General features: G+C 52.3%; 25 protein-coding genes, 1 pseudogene and 1 other annotated feature. Of the genes and pseudogenes, 8 read left to right on the forward strand and 18 right to left on the reverse strand.

Going from position 1 to position 25,736, the window contains the following annotated elements; all coding sequences use genetic code 11:
• Positions 1 to 328 (reverse strand): annotated as a pseudogene (locus HMPREF3178_RS23875) (chitinase); the annotation flags it as partial.
• A 389-nt stretch (positions 329 to 717) separates the two neighbouring features.
• On the opposite strand from HMPREF3178_RS23875, the gene HMPREF3178_RS23880 reads away from it, so the two are divergent.
• Together HMPREF3178_RS23880 and HMPREF3178_RS23885 are read left to right on the forward strand one after the other, a co-directional pair.
• The gene (locus HMPREF3178_RS23880) at positions 718 to 1,161 is read left to right on the forward strand and encodes a winged helix-turn-helix domain-containing protein (protein ID WP_017145030.1); all 444 of its coding nucleotides are present in this window, start codon (positions 718 to 720) and stop codon (positions 1,159 to 1,161) included.
• A gap of 16 nt (positions 1,162 to 1,177) precedes the next feature.
• The gene (locus tag HMPREF3178_RS23885; RefSeq protein WP_070585530.1) at positions 1,178 to 1,711 is read left to right on the forward strand and encodes a glycoside hydrolase family 108 protein; all 534 of its coding nucleotides are present in this window, start codon (positions 1,178 to 1,180) and stop codon (positions 1,709 to 1,711) included.
• A gap of 76 nt (positions 1,712 to 1,787) precedes the next feature.
• Here the strand turns inward: HMPREF3178_RS23885 and HMPREF3178_RS23890 are convergent, their stop codons facing one another.
• From HMPREF3178_RS23890 to dnaK, 4 genes are all read right to left on the reverse strand, one after another.
• On the reverse strand, positions 1,788 to 2,135 hold the full coding sequence (locus tag HMPREF3178_RS23890; RefSeq protein WP_004108395.1) for a phage holin family protein: 348 nt from the start codon (positions 2,133 to 2,135) through the stop codon (positions 1,788 to 1,790).
• 124 nt (positions 2,136 to 2,259) lie between these two features.
• Positions 2,260 to 3,207: a LysR family transcriptional regulator gene (locus tag HMPREF3178_RS23895; protein WP_004108397.1), complete on the reverse strand. Its 948-nt coding sequence runs from the start codon at positions 3,205 to 3,207 to the stop codon at positions 2,260 to 2,262.
• Between the two features lie 167 nt (positions 3,208 to 3,374).
• Positions 3,375 to 4,508, reverse strand: a complete 1,134-nt coding sequence (gene dnaJ, locus HMPREF3178_RS23900) for a molecular chaperone DnaJ (protein ID WP_004108399.1) — start codon at positions 4,506 to 4,508, stop codon at positions 3,375 to 3,377.
• An 87-nt stretch (positions 4,509 to 4,595) separates the two neighbouring features.
• Positions 4,596 to 6,512, reverse strand: a complete 1,917-nt coding sequence (gene dnaK, locus HMPREF3178_RS23905) for a molecular chaperone DnaK (RefSeq protein WP_004108401.1) — start codon at positions 6,510 to 6,512, stop codon at positions 4,596 to 4,598.
• A 385-nt stretch (positions 6,513 to 6,897) separates the two neighbouring features.
• Here dnaK and HMPREF3178_RS23910 point away from each other — a divergent pair, with 385 nt between their 5' ends.
• The 3 genes from HMPREF3178_RS23910 (at position 6,898) to satP (ending at position 8,736) form a co-directional block, all read left to right on the forward strand.
• Positions 6,898 to 7,302: a DUF2541 family protein gene (locus HMPREF3178_RS23910; protein ID WP_017145032.1), complete on the forward strand. Its 405-nt coding sequence runs from the start codon at positions 6,898 to 6,900 to the stop codon at positions 7,300 to 7,302.
• Between the two features lie 28 nt (positions 7,303 to 7,330).
• Complete coding sequence (gene msyB / locus HMPREF3178_RS23915; protein ID WP_004108405.1) at positions 7,331 to 8,080, forward strand: acidic protein MsyB; 750 nt, start codon at positions 7,331 to 7,333, stop codon at positions 8,078 to 8,080.
• An 89-nt stretch (positions 8,081 to 8,169) separates the two neighbouring features.
• The gene (satP, locus tag HMPREF3178_RS23920) at positions 8,170 to 8,736 is read left to right on the forward strand and encodes an acetate uptake transporter (protein WP_004110413.1); all 567 of its coding nucleotides are present in this window, start codon (positions 8,170 to 8,172) and stop codon (positions 8,734 to 8,736) included.
• Positions 8,737 to 8,783: 47 nt separating this feature from the next.
• On the opposite strand, the gene HMPREF3178_RS23925 is transcribed toward satP, so the two are convergent.
• The 3 genes from HMPREF3178_RS23925 to tal form a co-directional block, all read right to left on the reverse strand.
• Complete coding sequence (locus HMPREF3178_RS23925) at positions 8,784 to 10,094, reverse strand: MFS transporter (RefSeq protein WP_004108409.1); 1,311 nt, start codon at positions 10,092 to 10,094, stop codon at positions 8,784 to 8,786.
• 120 nt (positions 10,095 to 10,214) lie between these two features.
• Entirely contained in the window at positions 10,215 to 10,802 is a 588-nt protein-coding gene (mog, locus tag HMPREF3178_RS23930; RefSeq protein WP_004108410.1) for a molybdopterin adenylyltransferase, read from the reverse strand.
• Positions 10,803 to 10,901: 99 nt separating this feature from the next.
• Positions 10,902 to 11,855 (reverse strand): transaldolase, encoded by a 954-nt coding sequence (gene tal / locus HMPREF3178_RS23935; RefSeq protein ID WP_004108412.1) that lies wholly within the window; start codon positions 11,853 to 11,855, stop codon positions 10,902 to 10,904.
• Positions 11,856 to 12,058: 203 nt separating this feature from the next.
• On the opposite strand from tal, the gene HMPREF3178_RS23940 reads away from it, so the two are divergent.
• Together HMPREF3178_RS23940 and yaaA are read left to right on the forward strand one after the other, a co-directional pair.
• Positions 12,059 to 13,489, forward strand: coding sequence for an alanine/glycine:cation symporter family protein (locus tag HMPREF3178_RS23940; RefSeq protein WP_017145033.1), 1,431 nt, complete (start codon positions 12,059 to 12,061; stop codon positions 13,487 to 13,489).
• Between the two features lie 77 nt (positions 13,490 to 13,566).
• Positions 13,567 to 14,340, forward strand: a complete 774-nt coding sequence (gene yaaA / locus HMPREF3178_RS23945) for a peroxide stress protein YaaA (protein ID WP_004108416.1) — start codon at positions 13,567 to 13,569, stop codon at positions 14,338 to 14,340.
• Positions 14,341 to 14,391: 51 nt separating this feature from the next.
• Here the strand turns inward: yaaA and thrC are convergent, their stop codons facing one another.
• The 6 genes from thrC to yjjY all read right to left on the reverse strand — a co-directional run bounded on the left by thrC (position 14,392) and on the right by yjjY (position 20,657).
• Positions 14,392 to 15,672 carry a threonine synthase gene (gene thrC, locus HMPREF3178_RS23950; RefSeq protein WP_004108418.1) on the reverse strand — a complete coding sequence of 427 codons (1,281 nt, stop codon included), beginning with the start codon at positions 15,670 to 15,672 and terminating at the stop codon, positions 14,392 to 14,394.
• 3 nt (positions 15,673 to 15,675) lie between these two features.
• A complete protein-coding gene (thrB, locus tag HMPREF3178_RS23955) occupies positions 15,676 to 16,605 on the reverse strand; it encodes a homoserine kinase (protein ID WP_004110407.1) in 930 nt (309 codons plus the stop codon).
• A gap of 1 nt (position 16,606) precedes the next feature.
• Positions 16,607 to 19,069, reverse strand: coding sequence for a bifunctional aspartate kinase/homoserine dehydrogenase I (thrA, locus tag HMPREF3178_RS23960; protein ID WP_017145034.1), 2,463 nt, complete (start codon positions 19,067 to 19,069; stop codon positions 16,607 to 16,609).
• 25 nt (positions 19,070 to 19,094) lie between these two features.
• Positions 19,095 to 19,212, reverse strand: a sequence feature (Thr leader region).
• The gene (gene thrL / locus HMPREF3178_RS30395) at positions 19,151 to 19,219 is read right to left on the reverse strand and encodes a thr operon leader peptide (RefSeq protein WP_004222578.1); all 69 of its coding nucleotides are present in this window, start codon (positions 19,217 to 19,219) and stop codon (positions 19,151 to 19,153) included. It overlaps the preceding feature by 62 nt.
• A gap of 212 nt (positions 19,220 to 19,431) precedes the next feature.
• Positions 19,432 to 20,118 (reverse strand): tRNA/rRNA methyltransferase, encoded by a 687-nt coding sequence (locus HMPREF3178_RS23965; protein ID WP_017145035.1) that lies wholly within the window; start codon positions 20,116 to 20,118, stop codon positions 19,432 to 19,434.
• A 398-nt stretch (positions 20,119 to 20,516) separates the two neighbouring features.
• On the reverse strand, positions 20,517 to 20,657 hold the full coding sequence (yjjY, locus tag HMPREF3178_RS31135) for a YjjY family protein (protein WP_001541509.1): 141 nt from the start codon (positions 20,655 to 20,657) through the stop codon (positions 20,517 to 20,519).
• Between the two features lie 95 nt (positions 20,658 to 20,752).
• On the opposite strand from yjjY, the gene arcA reads away from it, so the two are divergent.
• Positions 20,753 to 21,469 carry a two-component system response regulator ArcA gene (gene arcA / locus HMPREF3178_RS23970; protein ID WP_002887843.1) on the forward strand — a complete coding sequence of 239 codons (717 nt, stop codon included), beginning with the start codon at positions 20,753 to 20,755 and terminating at the stop codon, positions 21,467 to 21,469.
• Between the two features lie 54 nt (positions 21,470 to 21,523).
• Here arcA and creD read toward each other — a convergent pair whose 3' ends face one another.
• From creD to creA, 4 genes are read right to left on the reverse strand one after another with little or no spacing between them, the layout of a single operon-like run.
• Positions 21,524 to 22,894, reverse strand: coding sequence for a cell envelope integrity protein CreD (creD, locus tag HMPREF3178_RS23975; protein WP_029496750.1), 1,371 nt, complete (start codon positions 22,892 to 22,894; stop codon positions 21,524 to 21,526).
• 57 nt (positions 22,895 to 22,951) lie between these two features.
• A complete protein-coding gene (gene creC / locus HMPREF3178_RS23980; protein ID WP_017145037.1) occupies positions 22,952 to 24,376 on the reverse strand; it encodes a two-component system sensor histidine kinase CreC in 1,425 nt (474 codons plus the stop codon).
• Positions 24,377 to 24,378: 2 nt separating this feature from the next.
• Complete coding sequence (creB, locus tag HMPREF3178_RS23985; RefSeq protein WP_004108429.1) at positions 24,379 to 25,065, reverse strand: two-component system response regulator CreB; 687 nt, start codon at positions 25,063 to 25,065, stop codon at positions 24,379 to 24,381.
• 12 nt (positions 25,066 to 25,077) lie between these two features.
• Positions 25,078 to 25,551: a protein CreA gene (gene creA / locus HMPREF3178_RS23990; protein ID WP_004110391.1), complete on the reverse strand. Its 474-nt coding sequence runs from the start codon at positions 25,549 to 25,551 to the stop codon at positions 25,078 to 25,080.
• Positions 25,552 to 25,736 lie beyond the last annotated feature (185 nt).

The raw sequence follows: 25,736 nt of genomic DNA on the forward strand, positions 1-25,736 counted from the left end.
CATCCACTTTATGGAAGCCGGTGACGCCGACGAAACCGACGATGATTTTGTCGTAAGCGGTAGGCGCAACGTTGGTCAGATCGTAACCGCGACCGCGGTTATCTTTCGAATCATCTCCCTGCAGGCGACCATCATACTGGGACCAGTCGGTGTAGTAGCCGAATACTTTGGGCTTAGCCGTGGAAGACTTGTACTGGTTATATACCGGCTTCGCGACGCGAGCAGAAGTATAGCTGTATGCGCTGACTTCTTTCGCTGGGTTAAAGCCGTCTGCGGCGTTGCTGGTTTCGGTCAGCGTATCGCCCTGAATCAGTTTGCTAGTAGCCATTATTAATTTCCTTTTAAGCTTGAAAAATTGTCGCAGTTCGTTCTGCCGGACCAATAATTCAATGCTTACGAGACAATGGCTAATCACATAACATCATGTTTTCAACATCTCATTCACGCTATTTTATGCGAGAAAAATGATGGCGGTAATTCTTAAATCATCAGCGGATATACGTATCTCAGCAAAATCATGGCGAAAACATCAGCAGCACATTAAATCTCATTTATCAGTGGGTTAAATATCATTTACTTTACATGAGATTATGTGATTAAGCTCTCATCATCAAATGACATTAGAATAATACGAATGACAAGTAATAGATTAAGCCAATTCTCGTACAATATATTGAACCCACGCAATCAGGATCTCTATATCTAAAGGACGACAACATGAAAACTTATCTCATCAATGATAATTGCGTTTACAACGAAGGAAAGTATGAGCTGAGAACCACCTCAAACTCACAGGTCATTAAAATGACGGCAATGAGGGCGAAGTGCCTGAGCTTCATCATCGAAAATGCAAATATGGATATTATTGAACGGCAAAAAATAACTTCAGAATTATGGGGAAGCCGTAGTCACTTTGTGAATGACGCAAATTTAACGCAAATACTCTACTTAATCAGAAGAGATCTGAAGTCCCTTGGGATAAATGACCTGTTTATCACCATTCCAAGACAGGGCATTCAGGTTAATAAAGAGATTCCTATTAAAGCCATGGAGAGCGAAAAGAAAGGAACAAAACGACAGGTGTTCAGAAAGACGCTGGCAGCATTAACCACCATGTTTTCTGTCACCCTCGGCACGGTGATGTACCTGCACATTCATTAATTCAAGGAAATGAAAAATGAACCCGATTATTGATGGTATTTTAGTAATGGAAGGCGGCTATACCAACAATCCTAAAGATAAAGGTGGAGCCACCAACTGGGGGATCACTGAGGCAACGGCCCGAGCTCATGGTTATACAGGAGAGATGATCAACCTGACGCGAGCTGAAGCATTTTCTATCCTCGAAGAGGATTACTGGATCAAACCCGGATTTGAGCAGATCTCAACTATATCCTGGCCCATTTCTTTCGAACTCTGCGATGCCGCAGTCAATATTGGCCCCCACTATCCTTGCGTCTGGCTACAGCGCTGGCTCAACGCGCTAAACCGGGAAGAAAAAAGTTACCAGGGTATCAAAACCGATGGCAAAATTGGCCCTCGGACCCTCTCCGCTCTCAATCACTTTCTGGCCTTAAGGGGCAAACAGGGTGAAGAAGTGCTGATAAAAGCGCTCAACTGCAGCCAGGGAGCCTACTATCTGGATATCACAGAAAAAAACAAAGGTAATGAAGAGTTTATTTATGGCTGGATGAAGGCCAGAATCACCTAAGATCATCGTGGCAATACAGCTAATAAAAGACTCAGGGACGAGACTTTTATTAGCATAAATATAGACTGGACATCACTTAATGAATTTTTGCATTTTCCAGAGCCTTTTTAATCTTCTCGCCAAGAATTTTCAAAATCGGCCCTGCAAATACCCCGCCAAGCCCCGCGGCGAGCAACACCATATTAAAACTAAGCTCTTTTTCAATCGCCACGGCGCTGAGCAAAAAACTGGTAAAACAGGAAACCACAACCTGGGTTAAACAGTGCATGATGCCCTTATGGGAATGATCATCACCTTCTTGCTTATCACGCCGGATAAGGTAGCTAACAAACCCGCCCCAGGCTCCGATAGCAATAATGGTGATAAAAATTTCGACTTCCAGCAAAACGACTTCCGTTGTCGCCAAATGATTTGGAATAGACATAGAACACTCCTTGATGAAGGCGTACAAAATGGTACCCAATAAGTGTAAAGAGGTTAGCTATTTACCAGTAATCAAAGAGCATCAAACCAAACCATATTAACTATATCGTTTGAAGTGATACTCCTCAGCGACGAAATGATGACAGAGTGTGTAACATGGAAACAATTTCATTTATCACTGATATATTTTTACTGTTTCTGTTCCATGATGCATAAATCTGTATAGATTTAAAAGTAAGTTCCGGTGGCGGTTGCACAAACTTAATATCATATTTACGCTGATTCTTATAGAATAGCGCCAACTTCAATGGCATTAAGGCTATTAATGAAGTACGTTCAATCATACTCATTAAGCCATTAAGGGAGTCGCTACGATAGCCAATAATACGTGAGCCTTTATAATAAAGATCATCTTTAAAAAGACCCTTATCATTAATAATCATCGGGGAGTGCATGCCCGGCTGATACATCGCATGACGGGAGGAATAGAAATGATGTAATGAAAGATGAGGTAAGGTGCTTAAGATATGATTACTGGCAAAAATGCAGACAAAGCTTTTGAAGCTATCGATCAGTTGATTATCAATCCCGGGGACGTTCAACGGCTCGGTACCAATCAGAACATCACATTCTGCTGTAAGCAGTAGCTCCGTCATCATCTCACGAGAGAGATTTCTTGATGAATAATGGTTGAGTAATACCCGTTCAAAGATATCTCCGGCATAAAGCTGTGAGAGATAGTAAGCCTCAACGATATCACCGCCTAAAATAGTCAGCCGGGCATCACGACTCCCTTTATGCTCGGGAATAAAGGTACTATTTATCAGTTCCATAACCTGACGGAAATTTTGATGGATCTCGATCGCTTTAGCGGTGGGTAACAGGCCATCTTTACCACGGATAAACAACTCTTCCTGATAATAGCTCTGTAAACGGCGAAGCGCCAACGAGACCGCCGCCGGAGTGATACCAAGTTTTTTTGCTGCTTTGGCAGCATTTCCAGCTGAAATAACAGCGTCAAGGGTCTTGATTAAATTGTAATCAAAATCCTTGTTGGCACCTTTCGATCCCATCCGCTGTCAGCCTCTAAAAACGAAAAAAGCAATATAGATAATACTCAAAATAAATCAATTCTTAGCCCTTATAAATAATAGGTTAATTAAAAAGATAGGGGCTGCGGATAGAAAAAAGCCTGAGCGCGAAGGCCCAGGCTTAGTGGAAGACTGAAAATGAAATGCAATTAGCGGGTCAAATCATCGAAAAATTTCTTCACGCCATCGAAGAAACTTTTGGAGCGCGGGCTATTCTTTTCACCCGTTGGGCCACCAAAGCTTTCCTGCAGATCTTTCAGCAGCTGCTTTTGTTTATCGTTCAGACCAACCGGCGTTTCGACAACCACGCGGCACAGCAGATCGCCCTGCGCGCCGCCGCGAACGGACTTCACGCCTTTACCGCGCATCCGGAACAGCTTACCTGTCTGCGTCTCGCCCGGTATTTTAAGATTTACACGACCGTCCAGCGTCGGGACTTCGATTTCACCGCCGAGAGCAGCCATAGTGAAGTTGATCGGTACTTCACAGTACAGATTATTTCCTTCACGCTCGAAAATGGCGTGCTGCTTAACCTGAACCTGAACATACAGATCGCCTGCCGGTGCGCCATGCTCGCCGGCTTCACCTTCACCTGCCAGACGAATACGGTCGCCGGTATCAACGCCCGCCGGGATTTTAACCGACAGCGTTTTCGTTTTCTCGACGCGGCCATGACCGTGACATTTATTGCACGGATCTTTGATCAGCGTACCGCGTCCCTGACAGTGCGGACAGGTCTGCTGAACGGCGAAGAAGCCCTGGCGCATCTGAACCTGGCCTGCCCCGTGGCAGGTCGGACAGGTCTGCGGCTGGCTGCCCGCTTTGGCGCCGCTGCCGTGACAAACGTCGCACTCTTCCAGAGTCGGGATACGGATCTCTTTCGTTACACCGCGAACGGCTTCTTCGAGCGTAAGATCCATGTTATAGCGCAGGTCTGAACCGCGCGATGCGCGCTGACGACCACGTCCGCCGCCGAAAATATCGCCGAAAACATCGCCAAAGATATCGCTGAAATCCGCGCCGCCGCCAAAACCGCCGCCGCCGCCCATACCGCCCTGCTCAAACGCAGCATGGCCGTACTGATCGTAAGCTGCACGCTTCTGGGCATCAGTCAGGATTTCATACGCTTCTTTGATTTCTTTAAACTTTGATTCTGCCTCTTTATCGCCCTGGTTGCGGTCCGGGTGATACTTCATGGCCAGGCGCTTGTACGCCTTTTTGATTTCACGCTCTTCCGCTGTTTTGGAAACGCCTAAAATCTCGTAATAGTCTTGCTTTGCCATTGGTGTTTTTCAGCCCCTTAACATGCGTGCACGGGCGGAGAGGAAACCTCTTCGCCCGTGCCAGTGTTTTACCCGTTCAAAGGGCGATTATTTTTTGTCTTTCACTTCTTCGAACTCAGCGTCAACAACATCGTCGTCCTTCGCGTTGCTCTCGGAAGCGTCAGCGCCGCCAGCCTGCTGCTGGGCGTGCTGCTGCTGAGCGATTTCCATCAGCTTCTGGGAAGCCTGGGCCAGCGCCTGCATTTTCGCTTCAATATCGGCTTTATCTTCACCTTTCAGGGAAGTTTCCAGCGCGGTCAATGCAGACTCGATAGCGGTTTTATCGTCAGCCGGCAGTTTATCGCCCGCTTCTTCAACCTGCTTACGGGTGCTGTGCAGCAGATGGTCACCCTGGTTACGGGTCTGAACCAGTTCTTCAAACTTACGGTCAGATTCCGCGTTAGCTTCTGCTTCACGAACCATTTTCTGGATCTCTTCTTCGTTCAGGCCAGAAGAGGCTTTGATGGTGATCTTCTGCTCTTTACCGCTGTTTTTGTCTTTCGCGGAAACGTGTAGGATACCGTCGGCGTCAATATCGAAGGTGACTTCGATCTGCGGCATGCCGCGCGGCGCCGGGTTAATCCCATCCAGGTTGAACTGACCCAGAGATTTGTTATCAGATGCGCGTTTACGCTCACCCTGCAGCACATGGATGGTTACCGCAGACTGGTTGTCTTCCGCAGTAGAGAACACCTGGCTGTGCTTAGTCGGGATAGTGGTGTTCTTGTTGATCAGCGCAGTCATCACGCCGCCCATGGTTTCGATACCCAGAGAAAGCGGGGTAACGTCCAGCAGCAGTACGTCTTTTACTTCACCGGTCAGAACACCGCCCTGGACAGCTGCGCCAATGGCCACGGCTTCGTCCGGGTTAACGTCTTTACGCGGCTCTTTACCAAAGAACTCAGCAACTTTCTTCTGCACCATTGGCATACGAGTCTGGCCGCCAACGAGAATAACGTCGTTGATGTCAGACACGGACAGGCCAGCATCCTGCAGAGCAACTTTCAGCGGCTCGATGGAACGGTTAACCAGATCTTCTACCAGGCTTTCCAGTTTCGCACGGGTCACTTTAATGTTCATGTGTTTCGGACCGGTGGCATCTGCGGTGATGTACGGCAGATTCACGTCGGTCTGCTGAGCAGAAGAGAGTTCAATCTTCGCTTTCTCAGCGGCTTCTTTCAGGCGCTGCATCGCCAGCGGGTCGTTACGCAGGTCGATGCCCTGATCTTTCTTAAACTCGTCAACGAGGTAGTTGATCAGACGGGTGTCGAAGTCTTCGCCGCCCAGGTGGGTATCACCGTTGGTCGCCAGAACTTCGAAGGTTTTTTCACCGTCAACTTCGTCGATTTCGATAATGGAGATATCGAAAGTACCACCACCAAGGTCGTATACCGCAATAGTACGGTTGCCGACTTCTTTATCCAGACCGTAAGCCAGCGCAGCGGCTGTCGGTTCGTTGATGATACGTTTGACTTCCAGACCTGCGATACGGCCGGCGTCTTTGGTTGCCTGACGCTGAGCATCGTTGAAGTAAGCTGGTACGGTGATTACCGCTTCAGTTACCGGTTCGCCCAGGTAATCTTCAGCCGTTTTCTTCATTTTCTTCAGCACTTCAGCAGAGATCTGCGGCGGTGCGGTTTTGGTGCCTTTCACATCAAGCCATGCGTCGCCGTTATCTGCGGCCACGATTTTGTACGGCATGATAGAAACGTCACGCTGGACTTCTTCGTCCTGGAAGCGGCGGCCAATCAGGCGTTTAATCGCAAACAGGGTGTTTTGCGGGTTTGTCACTGCCTGACGTTTAGCCGGCTGACCAACCAGAGTTTCACCATCCTGGGTATAGGCAATGATAGAAGGCGTGGTGCGATCGCCTTCGGCGTTCTCCAGCACGCGTGCAGTAGTGCCATCCATAATCGCTACACAAGAGTTGGTAGTACCCAGGTCGATACCAATAATTTTACCCATCTAAACGTCTCCACTAAAAATTCAGTCAACATGTGGTTGTGAACCTGTAATAAGGGCGAAACGTGCGGTTTCAACTACCCAGACATCATTTTTTTTCAGGTTCATTCACTGCGGTTGACTACAAGATGGGGTCACCCGCGACTTCATCAAGGGGGGGATACAAAAAATTTTTACTCTGACCGCGCCGCCGGGTACGTCCCGGCAGCCGAAAACGCGCGAAATGCCGCGCTAAAAACGCCCATTACATAATTTAAAATTATAATTAAACCTAAATACATTCACTCTGTAATTGACATAATCCGCAATCATTACGTGCTAAATACAATAAAGTTCCAGTGATAAAATGCGTCGTCCTAATAACCCATCTAATAATCAGGAAATCCTCATGAAATCACTGATTCATATATCAGCAGGATTATTTTTGAGCGCAACGTTAGTCGCGTCGGCGTCCGCTAACGATCATAAAATTTTAGGGGTTGTCGCCATGCCGCGAAATGAAACTAACGATCTCACCCTGAAGCTACCGATATGCAGGGTAATTAAGCGTATCCAGCTGACTGCCGATCGCGGCGATGTCCAGCTGTCCGGCGCAACGGTGTACTTCAAAGTCAGCAACAGCACCAGCCAAAGCCTCAGCGTCCCGTCAACTATAAAAGAAGGGGAAACGACCGGCTGGATTAATATTAATAGCGACAACGACAACAAACGCTGCGTTAAAAAAATCGCTTTTTCTGGTCACACCATTAACTCTTCCGATATGGCCTCGCTAAAAATTATCGGCGACGATTAATATTCCGGTTCACATTATCAAAACGCTTATGAAGATTAATTATCTGGATGATGAAGACCTCTCTTTTCTGCATCGCTGCAGCGAAGAGCATCTGGAAACATTCACTCGAATTCTGACTCACAATGAGAATGGAAAACCCCGGCTTTCAAGTACGCTATTGCGTAATGAAACCTTTCAGGCGATGGAAGGACACCCTGAGCGCTATCGCCGCAACTGGCAGCTCATTGCCGGGGAACTCCAGCACTTTGGCGGTGATAGCATCGCCAACACGCTGCGTCGTCATGGCAAGTTCTATCGCGAAATTTTGCTGGACGTCTGCAAGAGACTAAAAATCAAAACCGATAAACAAGCCTCTACCCCGGAAATAGAACAACATCTCCTGGAACACTTTCTGGAGCATAGCTGGAAAAAGATGGATGAGCGGCAAAAAGCCGACTTCTTTAGTGCCGTTGAGTGTCGTGTCAAAGAGCAGAAAGAGCTGCTTCCCCATCTGCTTCAGACAAATAAGTTAGCGCAGGGAGTCTCGCATCTTCTTGAAACCCGACTGACGAAGATCCTCCGCACCCACGCCGCGGTGAGCGTCATCGGCCACGGGCTGGTACGCGGAGCAGGGCTTGGCGGACCGCTCGGCGCCGCGTTTAATGGGGTAAAAGCCGTGAGCGGCAGCGCATATCGGGTGACCATTCCAGCCGTGTTGCATATTGCCTGTTTAAGGCAAATGACCAGACTTCATCAGGGAAAAAATGAAATTGGCGAAAAATACCCCGCCAGATCATAGACAGTATCGTAACGCCTAATTATTATGCCGCGCCCCGACGCAGAGACGGCGGGGAATGCTTCCCTTTCTAATCATTATTTTGAGGAATTATGGGCAACACTAAGTTGGCTAATCCGGCACCGCTGGGCCTTATGGGCTTCGGCATGACCACTATTCTGCTTAACCTGGCAAATAGCGGCCTGTTCGCGTTTGATGTAGCTATCCTGGCGATGGGCATTTTTTATGGCGGCATTGCGCAGATTTTTGCCGGCCTGTTGGAATTTAAAAAAGGCAACACTTTTGGCTTAACCGCATTTACGTCTTACGGCGCTTTTTGGCTGACGCTGGTTGCCATTCTTCTGATGCCGAAAATGGGCCTTGCTGAAGCGCCTGATGCACACTTCCTCGGTATGTACCTTGGATTGTGGGGCGTTTTCACCCTGTTCATGTTCTTTGGCACTCTGAAAGCCGCACGTATGCTGCAGTTTGTTTTCCTCAGCCTGACCGTGTTGTTCGCTCTGCTGGCGATTGGCCACCTGGCTGATAACGAAGGCATTGTGAAGATCGCTGGCTGGGTGGGTCTGGTCTGCGGCGGCAGCGCCATCTATCTGGCGATGGGTGAAGTGCTGAACGAGCAGTTTGGCCGCACCGTTCTGCCAATCGGCGAAAAGCATTAATTCATTGTCGCCGCTCGTTCACGAGCGGCGACATGAGTCACCTTGATTTAAGGCAGACGCTGCAGTTCAGCTTTCGGCGCTGCAACCTGCTGATCCAGTCCCTGACGCAGCCAGATCCCCAACCCCAATCCCATAAACGACAGTGCCAGCACGTACCACGCGGGCGCCATCGGCGAAACGCCCATCAGCATGGTCACCGCAATCGGCGTCAGGCCGCCAAAGATGGCGTAAGAGACGTTATAAGAGAACGAAATACCGGTAAATCGGACCTCCGCCGGGAACGCGCGCACCATCACATACGGAACCGCCCCGACCACGCCAACGCATAACCCCACCGTACCGTAGAGCAGGAACAGGCGCTGCGGGCTATCACCGGAAAGATGATAGAAAGCCCAGCTTGCCGCAGCGAGGAATAAGCTGCCGACAATAAACGTGCGGCTGGCGCCAAAACGATCGGCGGCCAGGCCTGCCAGCAGGCAGCCGATACAGAGCATGATGGTAGCGATGCTGTTAGCCTGCAGGGTGATGGCGGGAGCAAAGCCGTAGTGTTTTTGTAGCCAGACCGGAGACATGAGGATCACCACCACCACGCCTGCGGATAACAGCCAGGTCAGCAGCATTGAGACCACAACCGCCTTCTGATGCTTCAGCGCGACGGCTTTAACCGGCAGCTCCTGCGCTAATGCCTTACGCTGCTGCATTTCGAGGAAAATCGGCGTCTCCTGAAGCCAACGGCGCAGATACATGGCGACGAGGCCAAATGCGCCGCCTAACAGGAACGGGATACGCCAGCCGCCATCGTGGATACCCTGAGGGGTGAGGTGCGTATTAATCAGCGTCGCGACGACCGAACCGAGTAAAATACCCACCGTCAGACCGGCAGTCAGCGTACCGCAGGCGATACCTATTCTTTTTTCCGGTACATGCTCGGCAACGAAGACCCAGGCGCCGGGAACTTCGCCGCCAATTGCTGCGCCCTGAAGAATGCGCATCAGCAACAGCAAAATCGGCGCCACGATGCCCATCGATGCGTAGGTAGGCAGCAGACCAATCGCCAGCGTAGGCAGCGCCATCAGTAAAATGCTCAAAGTAAACATTTTCTTACGCCCAACCAGATCGCCAAAGTGGGCCATAATGATGCCGCCAAGAGGACGCGCTAAATAGCCTGCCGCAAAAATGCCGAAGGTTTGTACCTGTCGCAGCCACTCAGGAATATCCGCCGGGAAAAACAGCTCGCCGACAACGGCGGCAAAGAAAACAAAGATGATGAAATCATAAAACTCCAGCGCGCCGCCAAGCGCGGCAAGCGTCAGGGTTTTATAATCCTGTCGGTTCAGGGGTCGGGTATAGTGTGACATAACGAGCAATCATCCAGAGGTGTGAAGAGATTCTACGCAGTGTGTAAAGTAAAAAACACTATATCGTAAATAAAACAACACACCACTGATGTTGCAGGTTATTTCAGGAATGCATTAAATTCAGGATAATGTTTCACGTCTCGCGCTTTTAGGGCGAAAAGCTGCTACAACATTGCCGTTTGTTTCGACATATGGCCCCTCAAGCAACTGTACACAATACGGTACACTTGCAAAAACTCCGTGCACCAGCACGTTACCCTCGGCATCTTTTACGCCTTCCAGGGTTTCTTCAATCGCTTTCGGCTGCCCGGGCAGGTTAAGGATCAGCGCCTGCTTGCGAATAACGCCAACCTGGCGAGAAAGAATGGCCGTCGGCACAAAGTGCAGGCTCACCTGGCGCATTTGCTCGCCAAAGCCTGGCATCACCCGATCGGCAATCGCCAGCGTCGCATCCGGGGTCACGTCACGGCGAGCCGGGCCCGTGCCACCGGTAGTCAGGACCAGATGACAGCCCATTTCATCAACCAGTTCGCACAGCGTTTGCTCGATAATAACCTGTTCATCCGGGATCAAGCGGGTTTGCAATTCGAAAGGCGTGGATAGCGCACGGGCCAGCCACTCTTCGAGCGCCGGGATGCCTTTATCCTGATAGACGCCGCTGGAGGCGCGATCGGAGATGGAAACTAAGCCGATTCGTAAGGTGTTCATGATTATTCCGTTCAAACAGTATTAATAGCCAGAATAATACACCGAGGGGAGCAAGGCAGACAGTTTAATGTGGCCGACGGGCGTCGGCCACATGGGGGATTACAGCAGATCGCCGATCATTTTTTCCAGTTTTTCCTGGTCGATCGCAAACTTACGGATACCTTCCGCCAGTTTGTCTACCGCCATCGGATCCTGATTGTGCTGCCACAGGAATTCGGATTCGGTGATGCGAGCCGGACGGGCTTTCACTTCGCCGCTGAAAGACAGTTTACGCTCAACCGCGCCTTCGCTTTCAGCCAGCTCTTTCAGCAGGGCCGGAGCGATGGTCAGGCGATCGCAGCCGGCCAGTTCCAGGATCTCACCAAGGTTACGGAAGCTTGCGCCCATAACCACAGTTTCGTAGCCGTGCTGTTTGTAGTATTCGTAGATTTCGCTTACGGACACTACGCCCGGATCTTCTGCCGGCGCGTATTCTTTCTTATCGGTGTTCGCTTTGTACCAGTCGAGGATACGGCCCACAAACGGAGAAATCAGGAATACGCCCGCTTCCGCACAAGCACGCGCCTGAGCGAAGGAGAACAGCAGAGTCAGGTTACAGTTGATGCCTTCTTTTTCCAGCTGCTCAGCGGCGCGAATGCCCTGCCAGGTAGAAGCCAGTTTGATCAGAATGCGATCGTTACTGATGCCGGCATCGTTATACAGCTTGATTAGGCGCTTAGCTTTGGCGATAGATGCATCGGTGTCATAGGACAGACGAGCATCAACTTCGGTGGAAATACGGCCAGGGATCAGCTTAAGGATTTCGAGACCAATGTTCACCGCCAGCTTATCGGAAGCATCGATAATCTGCTGCGCGCGATCGCTACTCTGGCCGCGAGCCCAGGCAACAGCGTCATCAATCAGCTTACGGTACTCAGGGATCTGAGCCGCGCCGAGAATCAAAGAAGGGTTAGTCGTGGCGTCCTGAGGCTGATACAGCTTCATTGCCGCGATATCTCCGGTATCAGCTACGACAGTGGTGTACTGACGCAGAGAAGTCAATTTATCCGTCATGATAGTGTTTCTCTTAAACAGCAGTTAAGGGGATGTAACCGGTCTGCCAAGATGATAACACGCTGCCGGGGCAGCGCAACCGCCTACAATGCATGAGCGCAGAGTGTGATAAACTGGGCCAATTAATTACCTGAACACTAAAGGATTGTCACTGGATTGGTAGCGCTTACACTCGCGCGCCGATATGGGCAAGAGGATGCTTGATGCCTGATTTTCTGTCGTTTATCAATGAAATACTTTGGGGCTCGGTAATGATCTACCTGTTACTGGGCGCTGGCGTCTGGTTTACCTGGCGAACAAAATATATTCAGTTCCGTTATATCCGCCAGTTCAGTAAAAGTCTGAAAAAAAGCCTTCAGCCGCAGCCCGGCGGCTTAACGTCTTTTCAGGCGCTGTGCATGAGCCTGGCGGCGCGCGTGGGCAGCGGCAATATGGCTGGGGTTGCGCTGGCCATTGCCGCTGGCGGCCCGGGCGCCGTTTTTTGGATGTGGATCTCGGCGCTGCTCGGCATGGCCAGCAGCTTCGCCGAATGCTCTCTGGCGCAGCTTTATAAAGAGCGCGACTCTCGCGGACACTTTCGCGGCGGTCCGGCCTGGTATATGGCCCGGGGGCTCGGCATGCGCTGGATGGGCGTGCTGTTCTCTATTCTTCTCCTGCTGGCCTACGGTGTTATTTTTAACACCGTCCAGGCCAACTCCGTTGCCCATGCCATGGAGTATGCGTTTCGTTTACCTGATGTCATCACCGGCGGCGCGCTTGCGGCCCTGACCCTGCTGGTCATCATTCGCGGTATTCGCGGCGTAGCGCGGTTGATGCAGTGGCTCGTGCCGGCTATGGCTTTGCTGTGGGTGATGGCCAGCCTGGTCATTGGCTTGTGGCATATCAGCGCCCTGCCGACGATTTTTGAAATTATTTTCCGCTGCGCTTTCGGTTGGCAGGAGGCCGCTGCAGGCGCGGTGGGCTATACCATCAGCCAGGCGCTCACCAGCGGCTTTCAGCGCGGGATGTTCTCCAATGAAGCGGGTATGGGTTCGACGCCAAATTCTGCCGCCGCCGCTGCCTCCTGGCCACCTCATCCCGCAGCGCAGGGGATCGTACAAATGATCGGCGTCTTTATTGATACCATCGTCATCTGTACCGCCAGCGCCGTGATCATTATGCTGGCGCCAAGAGACGGCAATGAAGGGGTGGCAAACGGTATTCAGGCTATCCAGCACTCGATGAACAATCTTGTCGGCGACTGGGGTGCCAGCTTTGTCGCTTGTATCGTGCTGCTGTTCGCCTTCAGTTCGATCGTCGCAAACTATATCTATGCCGAAAATAACCTCATCTTTCTGCGCATGGATAGCCTCCGCAACATCTGGCTGCTGCGTCTGCTGACGCTGTGCATGGTCATCACCGGAGCGGTAGTCAGCCTGCCGGTAGTCTGGCAGATGGCGGATATTATCATGGCGCTGATGGCGATAACTAACCTGACGGCTATCCTGCTGCTGTCGCCGACGGTGCGCATCATTGCCAGCGATTACCTGCGGCAGCGCAAGCTGGGCCAGCGGCCGGAATTTGACGTCACCCGCTACCCTGAGATCCATCAACAGCTGGTACCGGGAACCTGGGATAACCTGCCGCGCGAATAGCGCGGCAATCGCAGCTATCGATCCTCTCTTGAGGTTTTTTTGCTAAAGTCGTCAAAAATTTCCCGTAAGGACTGGATATGCTCATTCTGATTTCACCTGCCAAAACGCTTGATTATCAAAGTCCGCTGGCAACGACGCGTTATACTCAGCCAGAGCTGCTGGAACACTCTCAGGAGCTTATCGGCATTGCCCGCCAGCTGTCGGCACCACAGATTGCTAAACTGATGGGCATCAGCGACAAGCTGGCCGATCTGAACGCGACCCGCTTCCACGACTGGCAGCCAGACTTCACCCCGGACAATGCCCGTCAGGCGATCCTGGCGTTTAAGGGCGATGTCTATACCGGCCTGCAGGCAGAGACCTTTAGCGAAGCTGATTTCGATTTTGCCCAGCAGCATCTGCGGATGCTGTCCGGCCTGTATGGCGTTCTGCGCCCGCTGGATCTGATGCAGCCGTATCGCCTGGAAATGGGTATTAAGCTTGAGAATGCGAGGGGTAAAGACCTGTATCACTATTGGGGAGACGTCATCACCGATAAGCTGAATCAGGCACTGAAAGCCCAGGGCGACGATATCGTGGTCAACCTTGCCTCTGATGAATACTTCAGGTCGGTGAAAGCCAAACGGCTCGAGGGCCAGCTGATTAAGCCGGTATTCCTTGATGAGAAAAACGGCAAGTTTAAAGTGATCAGCTTCTACGCTAAAAAAGCGCGCGGCTTGATGAGTCGTTATATCATTGAGAATCGCTTAACGAAGCCTGAGCAGTTGACCCGCTTTGATAGTGAAGGCTATTTCTTTGACGCCGAGGCTTCGGATAACGGAGAACTGGTCTTTAAACGCCACGAGCAGTAAAAACACGCTCCCCTGCTGCGGATAATGCAGGAGGGGAGCGCTGAATCAGGCTTAACCCATCATCAGCTTACGCAGCGCGGCAAAATCAGCCGGCAGATCATGCGACAGCAGCGGCAAATCGGCACGATCGGCCAGCTCTTTCGGCAGCGGCAGCGTCTCCTGCAGAATCTCTTCCACGCTCTCTTTAAATTTCGCCGGATGCGCCGTGCCGAGGAACAGGCCATATTCGCCAGGCTGCAGCTGGTCGCGTAGCGCGCGATAGGCAATCGCCGCATGCGGTTCAGAGGTATAGCCGATGGCTTTCAGCTCACGCATGGTCTTTTTGGTGGTTTCATCATCCACCGCCGCGTAGCCCAGCTCGTTCAGACGCCAGATTTTACGACGGAACAGCTCTTCCACACGCGGCCAGTTGTTCGGCTGGCTGACGTCCATCGCGTTAGACAGCGTGGCCTGAGTCGCTTTTGGCGACCAGTTACCGTCCTGCAGGAAGCGCGGCACGGTATCATTGGCGTTAGTCGCCGCGATAAAACGCTTGATCGGCAGCCCCAGAGATTTAGCCAGCAGACCGGCGGTCAGATCGCCAAAGTTACCGCTGGGTACCGAGATAACCAGCTGATTACGGGCTTCCTGAGGCAGCTGAGCAACGGCTTCAAAGTAGTAGCAAATCTGCGCCAGCAGGCGGCTGATATTGATTGAGTTAGCCGAGTTAAGACCCAGCGCGGCTTTCAGCTCTTCATCATCAAATGCCTGCTTAACCAGCGCCTGGCAGGCATCAAAGTCACCGTCGATTGCTACGGTTTCAATGTTGCCGCCCAGGGTGCAGAACAGCTTTTCCTGCAGCGGGCTGATTTTGCCGCGCGGATAGAGAATGACGACTTTGACGTTAGGCAGACCATAGAACGCATGCGCAACCGCCGCGCCGGTATCACCCGAGGTGGCCGTCAGAATAGTGACCGGTTTGTCGCCTGCTATATGGGTCAGCATTTGCGCCATAAAGCGGCCGCCGAAGTCTTTAAACGCCAGAGTCGGACCGTGAAACAGTTCGAGGCAGCCGACGTCGTCCTGCACTTTACTTACCGGTGCCGGGAAGGTAAAGGCGGCGCCGATACGTTCTTGCAGAACCTCCTGCGGGATCTCATCGCCGATAAATGCCGACAAAATTTTTGCGCTACGCGACACGAAGTCCTGCTGCAGCATTTCGTCGATTTCAGTCAGGCTGAATTCCGGCAGATCGTGCGGGAAGAACAGCCCCTGATGCTTGCCAAGCCCCTGCGTAACGGCCTGCGCAAAGCTGACCTGTTCGTTATGATCTTTTAAGTTATAGAGTTTCATTGGTTATCCCACTACTCGAGCGCCCGCCGTGTCCAGCCGGCAAATATGAACGAAGCCTTCCTTATTTTGCAGATAGTGCGTAGCCAGCCAGTCGGCGACGCGCTGCGCGGTTTCCGGTTTATCGCATAATGCAAACAACGTTGGACCGGAACCGGAAATGCCGCACGCCTGCGCGCCAATTTCCATTGCTGCCTGACGCGCTTCGCTGAAGCCCGGCAGTAGTTTGGTACGATACGGTTCGGCAATGACATCTTTCATCAACTTCGCCGCCAGCTGAGGCTGACGGCTATAGCAGGCGTGAATAAAGCCCGCCAGATGGCGACCGTGGGCAATACAGTCCTGACGGCGATACTGCGCCGGGAGAATGGCCCGCGCTTCCGCAGTTGAGACTTTAATCCCCGGATAGGCCAGCACCCACAGCCATTCATCAAATGCCGGTATCTGCTGGCTGATGATGCCATTTTCCTCAAGCATCAGCTGAATCCCGCCCAGATAGCAAGGGGCGACGTTATCATAGTGAATGCTGCCGGAAATCCGCCCTTCCATCTCGCCCATCAGCGCCAGCATTCGGCTCTCATTGAGCGGCTTACCGCAGAATTCATTCATCGCCACCAGCGCGGCAACCACGGAACAGGCGCTGGAGCCCAGGCCGGAACCAATCGGCATGTTTTTTTCCAGCGTCATCGCCACCGGTACCTGTTTGCCAATCTCCTGGCAAAAACGCTCCCAGCATTGATAGACGATATTCTCCTGCGCAGCCGTCGGCAGTTTACTGGCGAAGCGACCCACGTTTTGCAGGCTAAAGCTCGCCGCCGCTTCAACCGAGACGTTGTCCCCCAGCAGCGTGCCGTCGACCGGCGTTACCGCCGCGCCCAGCACGTCAAACCCGACGCTCATGTTGGCACTGGAAGCCGGGGCATATACTTTGACCATCTTAAACTCCTAACTTCCATGACAGGGTACGCAGCAGGTCGGCAAAAACGCCAGCCGCGGTGACATCATTCCCCGCGCCATAACCGCGCAGCACCAGCGGCAGTGGCTGATAATAGTGGCTGTAAAACGCCAGCGCATTCTCGCCGTTTTTCACTTTAAACAGCGGATCGTTGCCGTCTACCGCGGCAATTTTCACGCGGCAGGTGCCATCCTCTTCGATATTGCCAACATAACGCAAGACTTTACCTTCATCGCGCGCTTTAGCGACCCGTGAAGCAAACTCATCATCCAGTGACGGCAGACGCGCCATAAAGCTGTCAACATCGCCGCTGGCATCAAAATCCGCCGGCAGCGCCGGCTCTACGATAATGTCAGACAGCTCCAGCTCTCGCCCGGTTTCACGAGCCAGAATCAGCAGCTTACGCGCGACATCAACGCCAGAAAGATCGTCGCGCGGATCCGGTTCGGTATAGCCCATCTCACGCGCCAGCTTCGTCGCGGCAGAGAAGCTTACGCCCTCATCCAGCTTGCCGAAGATAAATGACAGCGAGCCGGACAGAATACCGGAGAAGTGCAGCAGTTCATCACCGGCATTCAGCAAATTTTGCAGGTTTTCGATTACCGGCAGCCCCGCGCCGACGTTGGTGTCGTAGAGAAACTTGCGTCGTGAGCTACTCGCGGCATGACGCAGTTGATGATAGTAATCCAGCGATGAGGTATTGGCCTTTTTGTTCGGCGTCACCACGTGGAAGCCTTCGCGCAGGAAATCGGCATACTGATCGGCCACCGCCTGGCTGGAGGTACAGTCGACAATCACTGGGTTCAGCAGATGGTACTCTTTCACCAGACGAATGAGTCGTCCCAGGTTGAACGCATCTTTGGCTTCCGCTAGCTCATCGCGCCAGTGTTCCAGGTTCAGACCGTGTACGTTGGTCAGTAAAGCGCGAGAGTTGGCTACCCCGCAAACGCGCAGGTCAATATGTTTACTCTTCAACCAGCCCTGCTGGCGCTTAATCTGTTCGATCAACGCGCCGCCGACGCCGCCGATGCCAATCACAAACACTTCAATCACCTGATCGGTATTGAACAGCATCTGGTGCGTCACGCGAACGCCTGTGGTCGCATCATCGTTGCTGACGACAACGGAGATGGAGCGCTCGGAAGAGCCCTGTGCAATCGCCACAATGTTGATATTGGCGCGCGCCAGCGCAGCGAAGAATTTGGCGGAAATCCCGCGTAGCGTCCGCATGCCATCGCCGACAACCGAAATAATTGCCAGGCGTTCCATGATCGACAGCGGCTCAAGCAGCCCCTCTTTCAGCTCCAGATAGAATTCATCTTCCATTACCCGCTTCGCCCGAGCGCAGTCGCTCTGCGGCACGCAGAAGCTGATGCTGTATTCGGATGAGGATTGGGTGATAAGTACGACGGAGATTCCCGCGCGGGACATAGTGGCGAACACGCGCGCCGCCATGCCAACCATCCCCTTCATCCCCGGACCGGAGACGTTGAACATCGCCATGTTGTTGAGATTAGAGATACCTTTCACCGGCAGATCGTCTTCATCGCTGCTGCCGCCGATAAGCGTACCCGGCGCCTGCGGATTACCGGTATTTTTGATTAAACAGGGGATCTGGAACTGGGCGATGGGGGCGATAGTACGCGGGTGCAAAACTTTAGCGCCGAAGTAGGAAAGCTCCATCGCTTCCTGATAGGACATCGACTTCAACAGACGCGCATCCGGGACCTGACGCGGGTCGCAGGTATAAACGCCGTCAACGTCGGTCCAGATTTCACAGCAGTCGGCGCGCAGGCAGGCTGCCAGTACCGCTGCGGAGTAGTCAGAGCCGTTACGCCCCAGCACCACCAGCTCACCCTTTTCGTTACCCGCGGTAAAGCCCGCCATCAGCACCATATGGTCAGCCGGGATCTGGCTGGCGGCAATGCGACGAGTCGACTCTGCGATATCTACGGTGGATTCGAGGTAATGGCCAACGGCAAGCAGTTTTTCAACCGGGTTAATCACCGTGACGTTATGACCGCGCGCTTCCAGCAAGCCGGCCATAATGGCGATTGAGAGCTTTTCACCCCGGCAAATAAGGGACGCGTTAACGCTATCCGGACACTGCCCAAGCAGGCTAATACCGTGCAGAACGTGTTTGATTTGCGCAAATTCCTGCTCGACAAAAACCTTCAGCTGAGCGTGTGGAAAGCCCGGCTGAGCATCGGCGAGCCCTTGCAGAAGTTCGGCGAAAATGCGTTCGGCATCAGCGATATTGGTCAACGCATCCTGCCCGCCGATCGTTTTTTCGATCATCGCAACCAGGTGGTTAGTGATCTTCGCCGGGGCAGACAGTACGGTCGCTACCTGCCCCTGCCTGGCATTACTTTCCAGAATATCGGCAACACGCAGAAAACGTTCTGCATTTGCCACTGATGTACCGCCGAACTTCAACACACGCATGGTTATGACCCCTTGATTTTTTATCGAAAAAAAAGCCCGCACTGTTCAGGTGCGGGCTTTTTTCTGTGTTTCCTGTACGCGTCAGCCCGCACCGTTACCTGTGGTAATAGTGGTGGTGATAATCGTGGTGATCATGCCGATGCGATTCATGGATGTTGTGTACTCTGTAATTTTTATCTGTCTGTGTCCTGTGCCTATATTGGTTAAAGTATCTGCCGACGTAAGTCAATGAATTTCTACTTTTAGCCGGTTTTTATGCACCTGGCCAATACGCCACAACAACCTGATACTTCATCCGTATTTACGCATTTCTTCGTTGTTTTTTAGCACATAAAACTATGTTAAAACAGCATGGCAGAGCTTTACTCTGGAAGGTTTTTTTCAATATCATGCAGTAAACGATGCAGCATGGCGGTGTCTCGCTGCTGCAGAAGACCTATTCGCTGCTGAAGCCAGTCGGTCAATTTTATATCGTCGCCTACGCCGAGGCGATTGAGCAGATCGAGCGTGCGCAGACGTAACGCCTGCAGCTGATTGTCATCGACGCCTGGGGCTACGGTCGTGGTTTTTTGCAGTAAAGAGGTCAGCTGATAGCAATATACCATCACCGACTGCCCCAGATTCAGCGAAGGATAGTCTGCCGCCATCGGCACGCCGGTCAGCACATCGGCAAGCGCCAGCTCTTCATTGGTCAGACCGGAATCTTCACGGCCAAATACCAGCGCGGCATGATGCATCCACTGAGCTTTCTCTTCCAGTAGCGGTAAAAGCTGCTGCGGCGTCGCGTAGTAGTGAAAACGAGCCCGGCTGCGGGCCGTCGTGGCGACGGTAAAATCGACATCGTGGAGCGCCTGCTCCAGAGTGGCATAAGTCTGAATATTATCGAGAATATCGCCAGAGCCGTGCGCGACCCAGCGCGCGGCAGGCTGCAAATGAGCCTCGCTATCGACGATCCTCATATCGCTAAACCCCATAGTTTTCATTGCCCTGGCTGCCGCACCCACGTTTTCTGCCCGTGCCGGGGACACTAATACTATTGATAAACGCATTCGTTCTCTCTTTTGCTTTTCCAGGCGTGGAAATGACAATTCACCCCTTCATTTTACGCGCCGTAAATTTACAAATTTGCAACAAAAATCACTAAATTTGAGCTTTATCACCCATAAAAAAAACTAAACTATTCCCAAGGCACCATGACACAGAGTATGTTAACAGAACAGCTTTATCCGTATGTTTGGCAATGAGATTTATGCCCGAATACGTTTTGAAGCTTTGGATTCACCACGTTTATTATTTGCTCATTGCAACTAATTGAGCAGGGTATGAATTGTGAGTGTGAATCCGGTTTAGATGCAATGATTTCACATGACTGTTAACGTGCTACAATTGAACTTGATATATGTCAACGAAGCGTAGTTTTATTGGGTGTCATGCCTCACTTAGCCTGTTATGTTGCTGTTAAAATGGTTAGGATGACAGCCGTTTTTGACACCGTCGGGTCCAGAGGGAAAGTACCCACGACCAAGCTAATGATGTTGTTGACGTTGATGGAAAGTGCATCAAGAACGCAATTACGTACTTTAGTCATGTTACGCCGGGCATGTTAATTTGCGACATGCACCAGGCAGGTCAGGGACTTTGGTACTTCCTGTTTCGATTTAGTTGGCAATTTAGGTAGCAAACATGCAGACCCCGCACATTCTTATCGTTGAAGACGAGTTGGTAACACGCAACACGTTAAAAAGTATTTTCGAAGCAGAAGGTTATGATGTATTCGAAGCGACCGATGGCGCGGAAATGCATCAGATCCTGTCTGAAAATGATATCAACCTGGTGATCATGGATATCAACCTGCCAGGCAAAAATGGTCTCCTGTTAGCACGCGAGCTGCGTGAGCAGGCGGACGTCGCGCTGATGTTCCTCACCGGTCGCGATAACGAAGTGGATAAAATCCTTGGCCTCGAAATCGGCGCCGATGACTATATCACTAAACCGTTCAACCCGCGTGAACTGACGATCCGCGCTCGCAACCTCCTCTCCCGTACCATGAACCTGGGTACCGTGAGCGAAGAACGCCGCAGCGTAGAAAGCTATAAGTTCAACGGCTGGGAGCTGGATATCAATAGCCGTTCGCTGGTAAGCCCAAATGGTGAGCAGTATAAGCTGCCGCGCAGTGAATTCCGCGCCATGCTGCACTTCTGCGAAAATCCGGGCAAAATCCAGTCGCGTGCAGAACTGCTGAAGAAAATGACCGGCCGTGAGCTGAAGCCGCACGACCGTACCGTGGACGTGACCATCCGTCGCATTCGTAAGCATTTTGAGTCCACTCCGGACACCCCGGAAATTATCGCCACCATTCATGGCGAGGGGTACCGCTTCTGTGGCGACCTGCAGGAATAACTCCGTTTTTCTTGCTGTCATAACGTAAAAACGGCGCTATTCGCGCCGTTTTTTTTATTTCCAGATCCTGAGCTTATCGTCATCATCGCCAACATCATCGCCAACGCCTGGCTGATTATCTTTGGCTTTCGGCAGAGATAACGCGTACCAGTCAACATGGCGAGTCAGGAACATAAGCGCACTTAACGCCAGCAGCAGCACACCGGTACCCAGCAATAATGCGCTATCTTCCGAACGCAGCAGCAGCCACATAATGCCATCCAGCAGCAGTAGCGCACAGACGAACAGAAAGCTATTCCGCCACCCTTTCAGCACCGCCTGAAGATACACGCCATTGATGAGCGCGCCGATCAAACTGGCGGCAATCCATGATGACGTAAAGCCGATATGTTCGGACAGCGCCAGCAGCACCAGATAGAACATAACCAGCGACAGCCCCACCAGCATATACTGCATGGGGTGCATACGATAAAGGGTTAAACTTTCAAACACAAAGAACGCCATAAATGTCAGTGCTATCAATAGAATGGCATATTTTGTCGCCCTGTCGGTCAGCTGATATTGATCGGCAGGCGTGGTGACATTCACGTTGAATGCAGGTAGCTGACGCCACTCAATTTCCCGGTCATCGACAAAAAACCTGGCCATATTGTTGGCAAACCAGGTACTTTGCCACTGTGCGCTATAGCCTGTTGGGCTAACCTCACGCTTGCCGGGTAAAAAATCGCCAAGGAATCCCGGATGCGGCCAGTTGCTGGTTAGCTGTAGCGTGCTGTTGCGCCCAAGCGGTACCACCGAGAAGCTGCCGCTACCATTCAGATTAAGTGTGAATTCAATATCCAGCGCTTTTTGTTCAGGTAACAACAGCGGCATTGGCATATGAATGCCCTCTCCGCTCTCGCCAGTGCCGGGCCCTGGCTCAACGGACAGCGTCTCGCCGTTGACCTCAGGAGCCTTAATCTCGCCAATCCCGCGCGCATCGCTAACGCTAACGACCAGAAATGGCCTCCCCAGCGTAATCGTACTTTTCCTGAGCGCCGTGATTCGTGCCGGGTCAAAATGCGCCTTGATGCTGAGATTATTGTGCCAGATTTGCCCTTCATAGATACCGACCCGCCGGGATTCAACGTCCTGATTACCGTTAACCGCCAGCGTCTCCGGCAGCCAGTAATGCACCCAATGGTTTTGATATTCGACCGTTTTTTTGCCCTCAACCCGAGTCAACGTCTCGGTTACGGGAATGGCGATGAGCGGCCCGGCCAGCTTCTGCGCCCCGCTGGTGCTGCTCTCCAGAGCCTCAATGACGTCGCTACGATAATCCGCGCGTTCGTCGATCAGCTGTCTGACAATCATCAGCGGGATCGACAACAGTAAAATACATCCCAGCAGGGTGCTCATTTTCCAGAATAGTGGTGATTTCAACATAGCCCTCTCCTTAGTGATGCGCTCACCATAAAGAGGCTATGTGGGGAGAGTTTGAAGCTATGTGAAGTGAGCGTGAAGTCTCAGCAAAGCGCACGCCCCGCCTTCAGGGCGATTAATCAGCTGAATATCCCCCTGATGCAGGCGCGCAACCTCACGCACAAATGCCAGCCCCAGGCCGCTGCTTTTATGTCCATCGTCGCGCGGCAGTGAGTAGAAACGCTCAAAAATACGCCCCAGCGCATAGTCTGGAACACCGCTTCCCGTATCGCTTACGGTCAAGAGTACGCCGCCATCGTTTTCTTCCGCGCCAAGCAGGATCTCTCCTTCCACAGGAGTGAAATCGATAGCGTTATCAAGGAGATTGCCCAACGCCTGCGCCAAAAGTTCGCGATCGCCCTCAACCGTCAGGGTTGTCTCCTGCCAGCGTAGCCTGAGGTTTTTCGCCGCCAGCGCGATCTCTCGCTCCTCGGCAAGGCGGCGAAAAAGCGCCGCTACAGAGACGGGACGCCTGGCGATCTCCAGCCGATTCTCCAGCCGGGCCTGCTGGAGTAAATTTTCTACTAGCGACTGCATACGCGCATTCTGCGCCAGGATATTACGGGTAAAACGCGCGGCGATCTCAGGCGGAGGCGCTTCCTGGAGGATTTCTGCTGCGCCGCGAATCGCCGCCAGCGGGCTCTTCAGCTCATGGGTCAAGGCATACACGTAGTTTTCAATGGCGTTTTTTCCTTCCAGCTTAAGGCGCATACTCTCCAGCGCCTGCGCCAGCCTACGCAGTTCGCTGCCGCCGACATCCGGCAACGGAACCGGGCGGTCGGCGGTCACGGAGTCCGCGTAGCGAACCAGCTTGCCGATGGAGAAATTAATCCACCACACCATCCCGGCGCCGATCAGTAGCGCGATACCCAGCAGCGCGCCTCCGGCCCACAGAATACGGCGCTCGCTGCGTTTGATTACCGGGGCCATGGCCAGATTGGGTTTCCCAACGCTCAGCACGCCAATGATCCGGCCATTGTCGCTCACCGGCGCGGCAATATACATCACCGAGCTGTTGTCGTCGTTCGGGTCGCTGCGGGTACTGCGCGCCCCATATTGACCGCGTAAAGTGAGCCAGACATCGTTCCAGCGCGAATAGTCCTGTCCCAGCGCTTTGCCCGCCGAATCAAATACCACTTTGCCCTGCGCGTCGGTCAGATAGATATGATATTCGTTACGCACTTTATTAATGCCGGCGATATTGGCGTTAATCGGTTGTCGATGAAGCGACTGGAAAGCCTGGGCCAGCCGCCCATGCTGGGGATCGGCGGAGAGTAAATCCTCGCGGGCCAACTCGGCAAGCAAGGTGGCCGTATCAATCAGCGTACCTTCCGTTGCCCGCCGCACCCCGGGCTTAATCTCCTGGACAAAGATGGAAAGCACAAACCAGGCCGCGATAGCGACAATCAAAAAATAGCCCAGCAGCAGCCGCATTCCGATGCGCATCACTAACCTCCAAGGCTGTATCCCATGCCGCGATGCGTACTAATAGGGGAGATATTGGGGTTAACTTCTCGCAGCTTCGCGCGCAGCGTTTTGATATGGGTATCCACGGTGCGATCGAAGCTCTCGTTCGCGTCGCCCCAAACTTGCTCCATCAGCAGCTGGCGAGAAAAAATGCGGCCGGGAGAGTGAAGCAGCGTTTTTAATAATAAAAACTCATAGCGGGTCAGATTCAGGGGCTGTCCGCACCACGTAACCTGAGCCGCAGCGTCATGCAAAGTAAATTCCCCTACCCGTAGCAGCGGTGAAGGCGCGGCAAATTTTTGCAGCCGCCGCAGGACGGTGCGCACCCTGGCGCACACTTCACGAGGGGAAAAGGGCTTGGCGATATAATCATCGGCGCCGATTTCCAGGCCAAGCAGCTTATCCACCTCTTCGCTGCGGGCCGTCAGGAACAGCACCGGCAACGCCGGATAGCGGGCCAGCAGACGACGGCATAGCTCAAAACCGCTGATATCCGGCAGCCCGACGTCGAGGATCGCCAGGTCGGGTATTTGATGATGGGCGGCATCCAGAGCGGGTAGCCCGCGCTCAAACGCCGTAACGATAAATCCTTCCTGTTGCAGCATGTAGACAAGCGTATCGGCAATGCTGAGCTCATCTTCCACCAACCAGATCCGCGGTTGTTGCATCGGCGTTCCCTGTTATTTATTCCATGGCATAATCGGCACGGCGCTAAGCGCATTCTTCGGCGAGCCATCAACGATTTTATCTGAATAGGTCAGATAGACCAGCGCATTGCGTTTCGCATCATAAAAACGCACGACCTGCAGCTTTTTAAAAACCAGCGAGGTGCGTTTCTGGAATACCACATCGCCCTGCTTTTTCCCGTTTTTAATTTTATCCGTCAGCTCAATGGGCCCCACCTGCTGACAGGAAATTGCGGCATCAGAGGTATCTTCCGCCAGGCCTAACCCGCCTTTAATTCCGCCGGTTTTCGCGCGACTGATGTAGCACGTCACGTTCTGGACATCCGGATCGTCAAAGGCCTCCACGACGATTTTATGATCCGGACCAAGAAACTTAAATACCGTATCCACGGAGCCGATTTGCTCCGCCTGGGCCACCTGACAGCCGGCCAGTAAAAACATTCCTGCAACTAACTTCTTGTATTTCATATTGTTACCATTCTTAAAAATTTAGCTGAGTGATTATCACTCATTATGAAGAAAAGTTTTATAGATCACAGCTTTACAAAATTACCACCGATACTTGTGGAATAATCGCATTTAAAAGCAAAAAAAACACTGAATGCTAAAACATCAAAAAATGCTATTATCCGCTACCTTTAGTATCAGGCACC

Origin of the sequence: Klebsiella sp. HMSC09D12 (assembly GCF_001808475.1) — a bacterium.
GTDB classification, from domain to species: Bacteria; Pseudomonadota; Gammaproteobacteria; order Enterobacterales; family Enterobacteriaceae; genus Klebsiella; species Klebsiella oxytoca.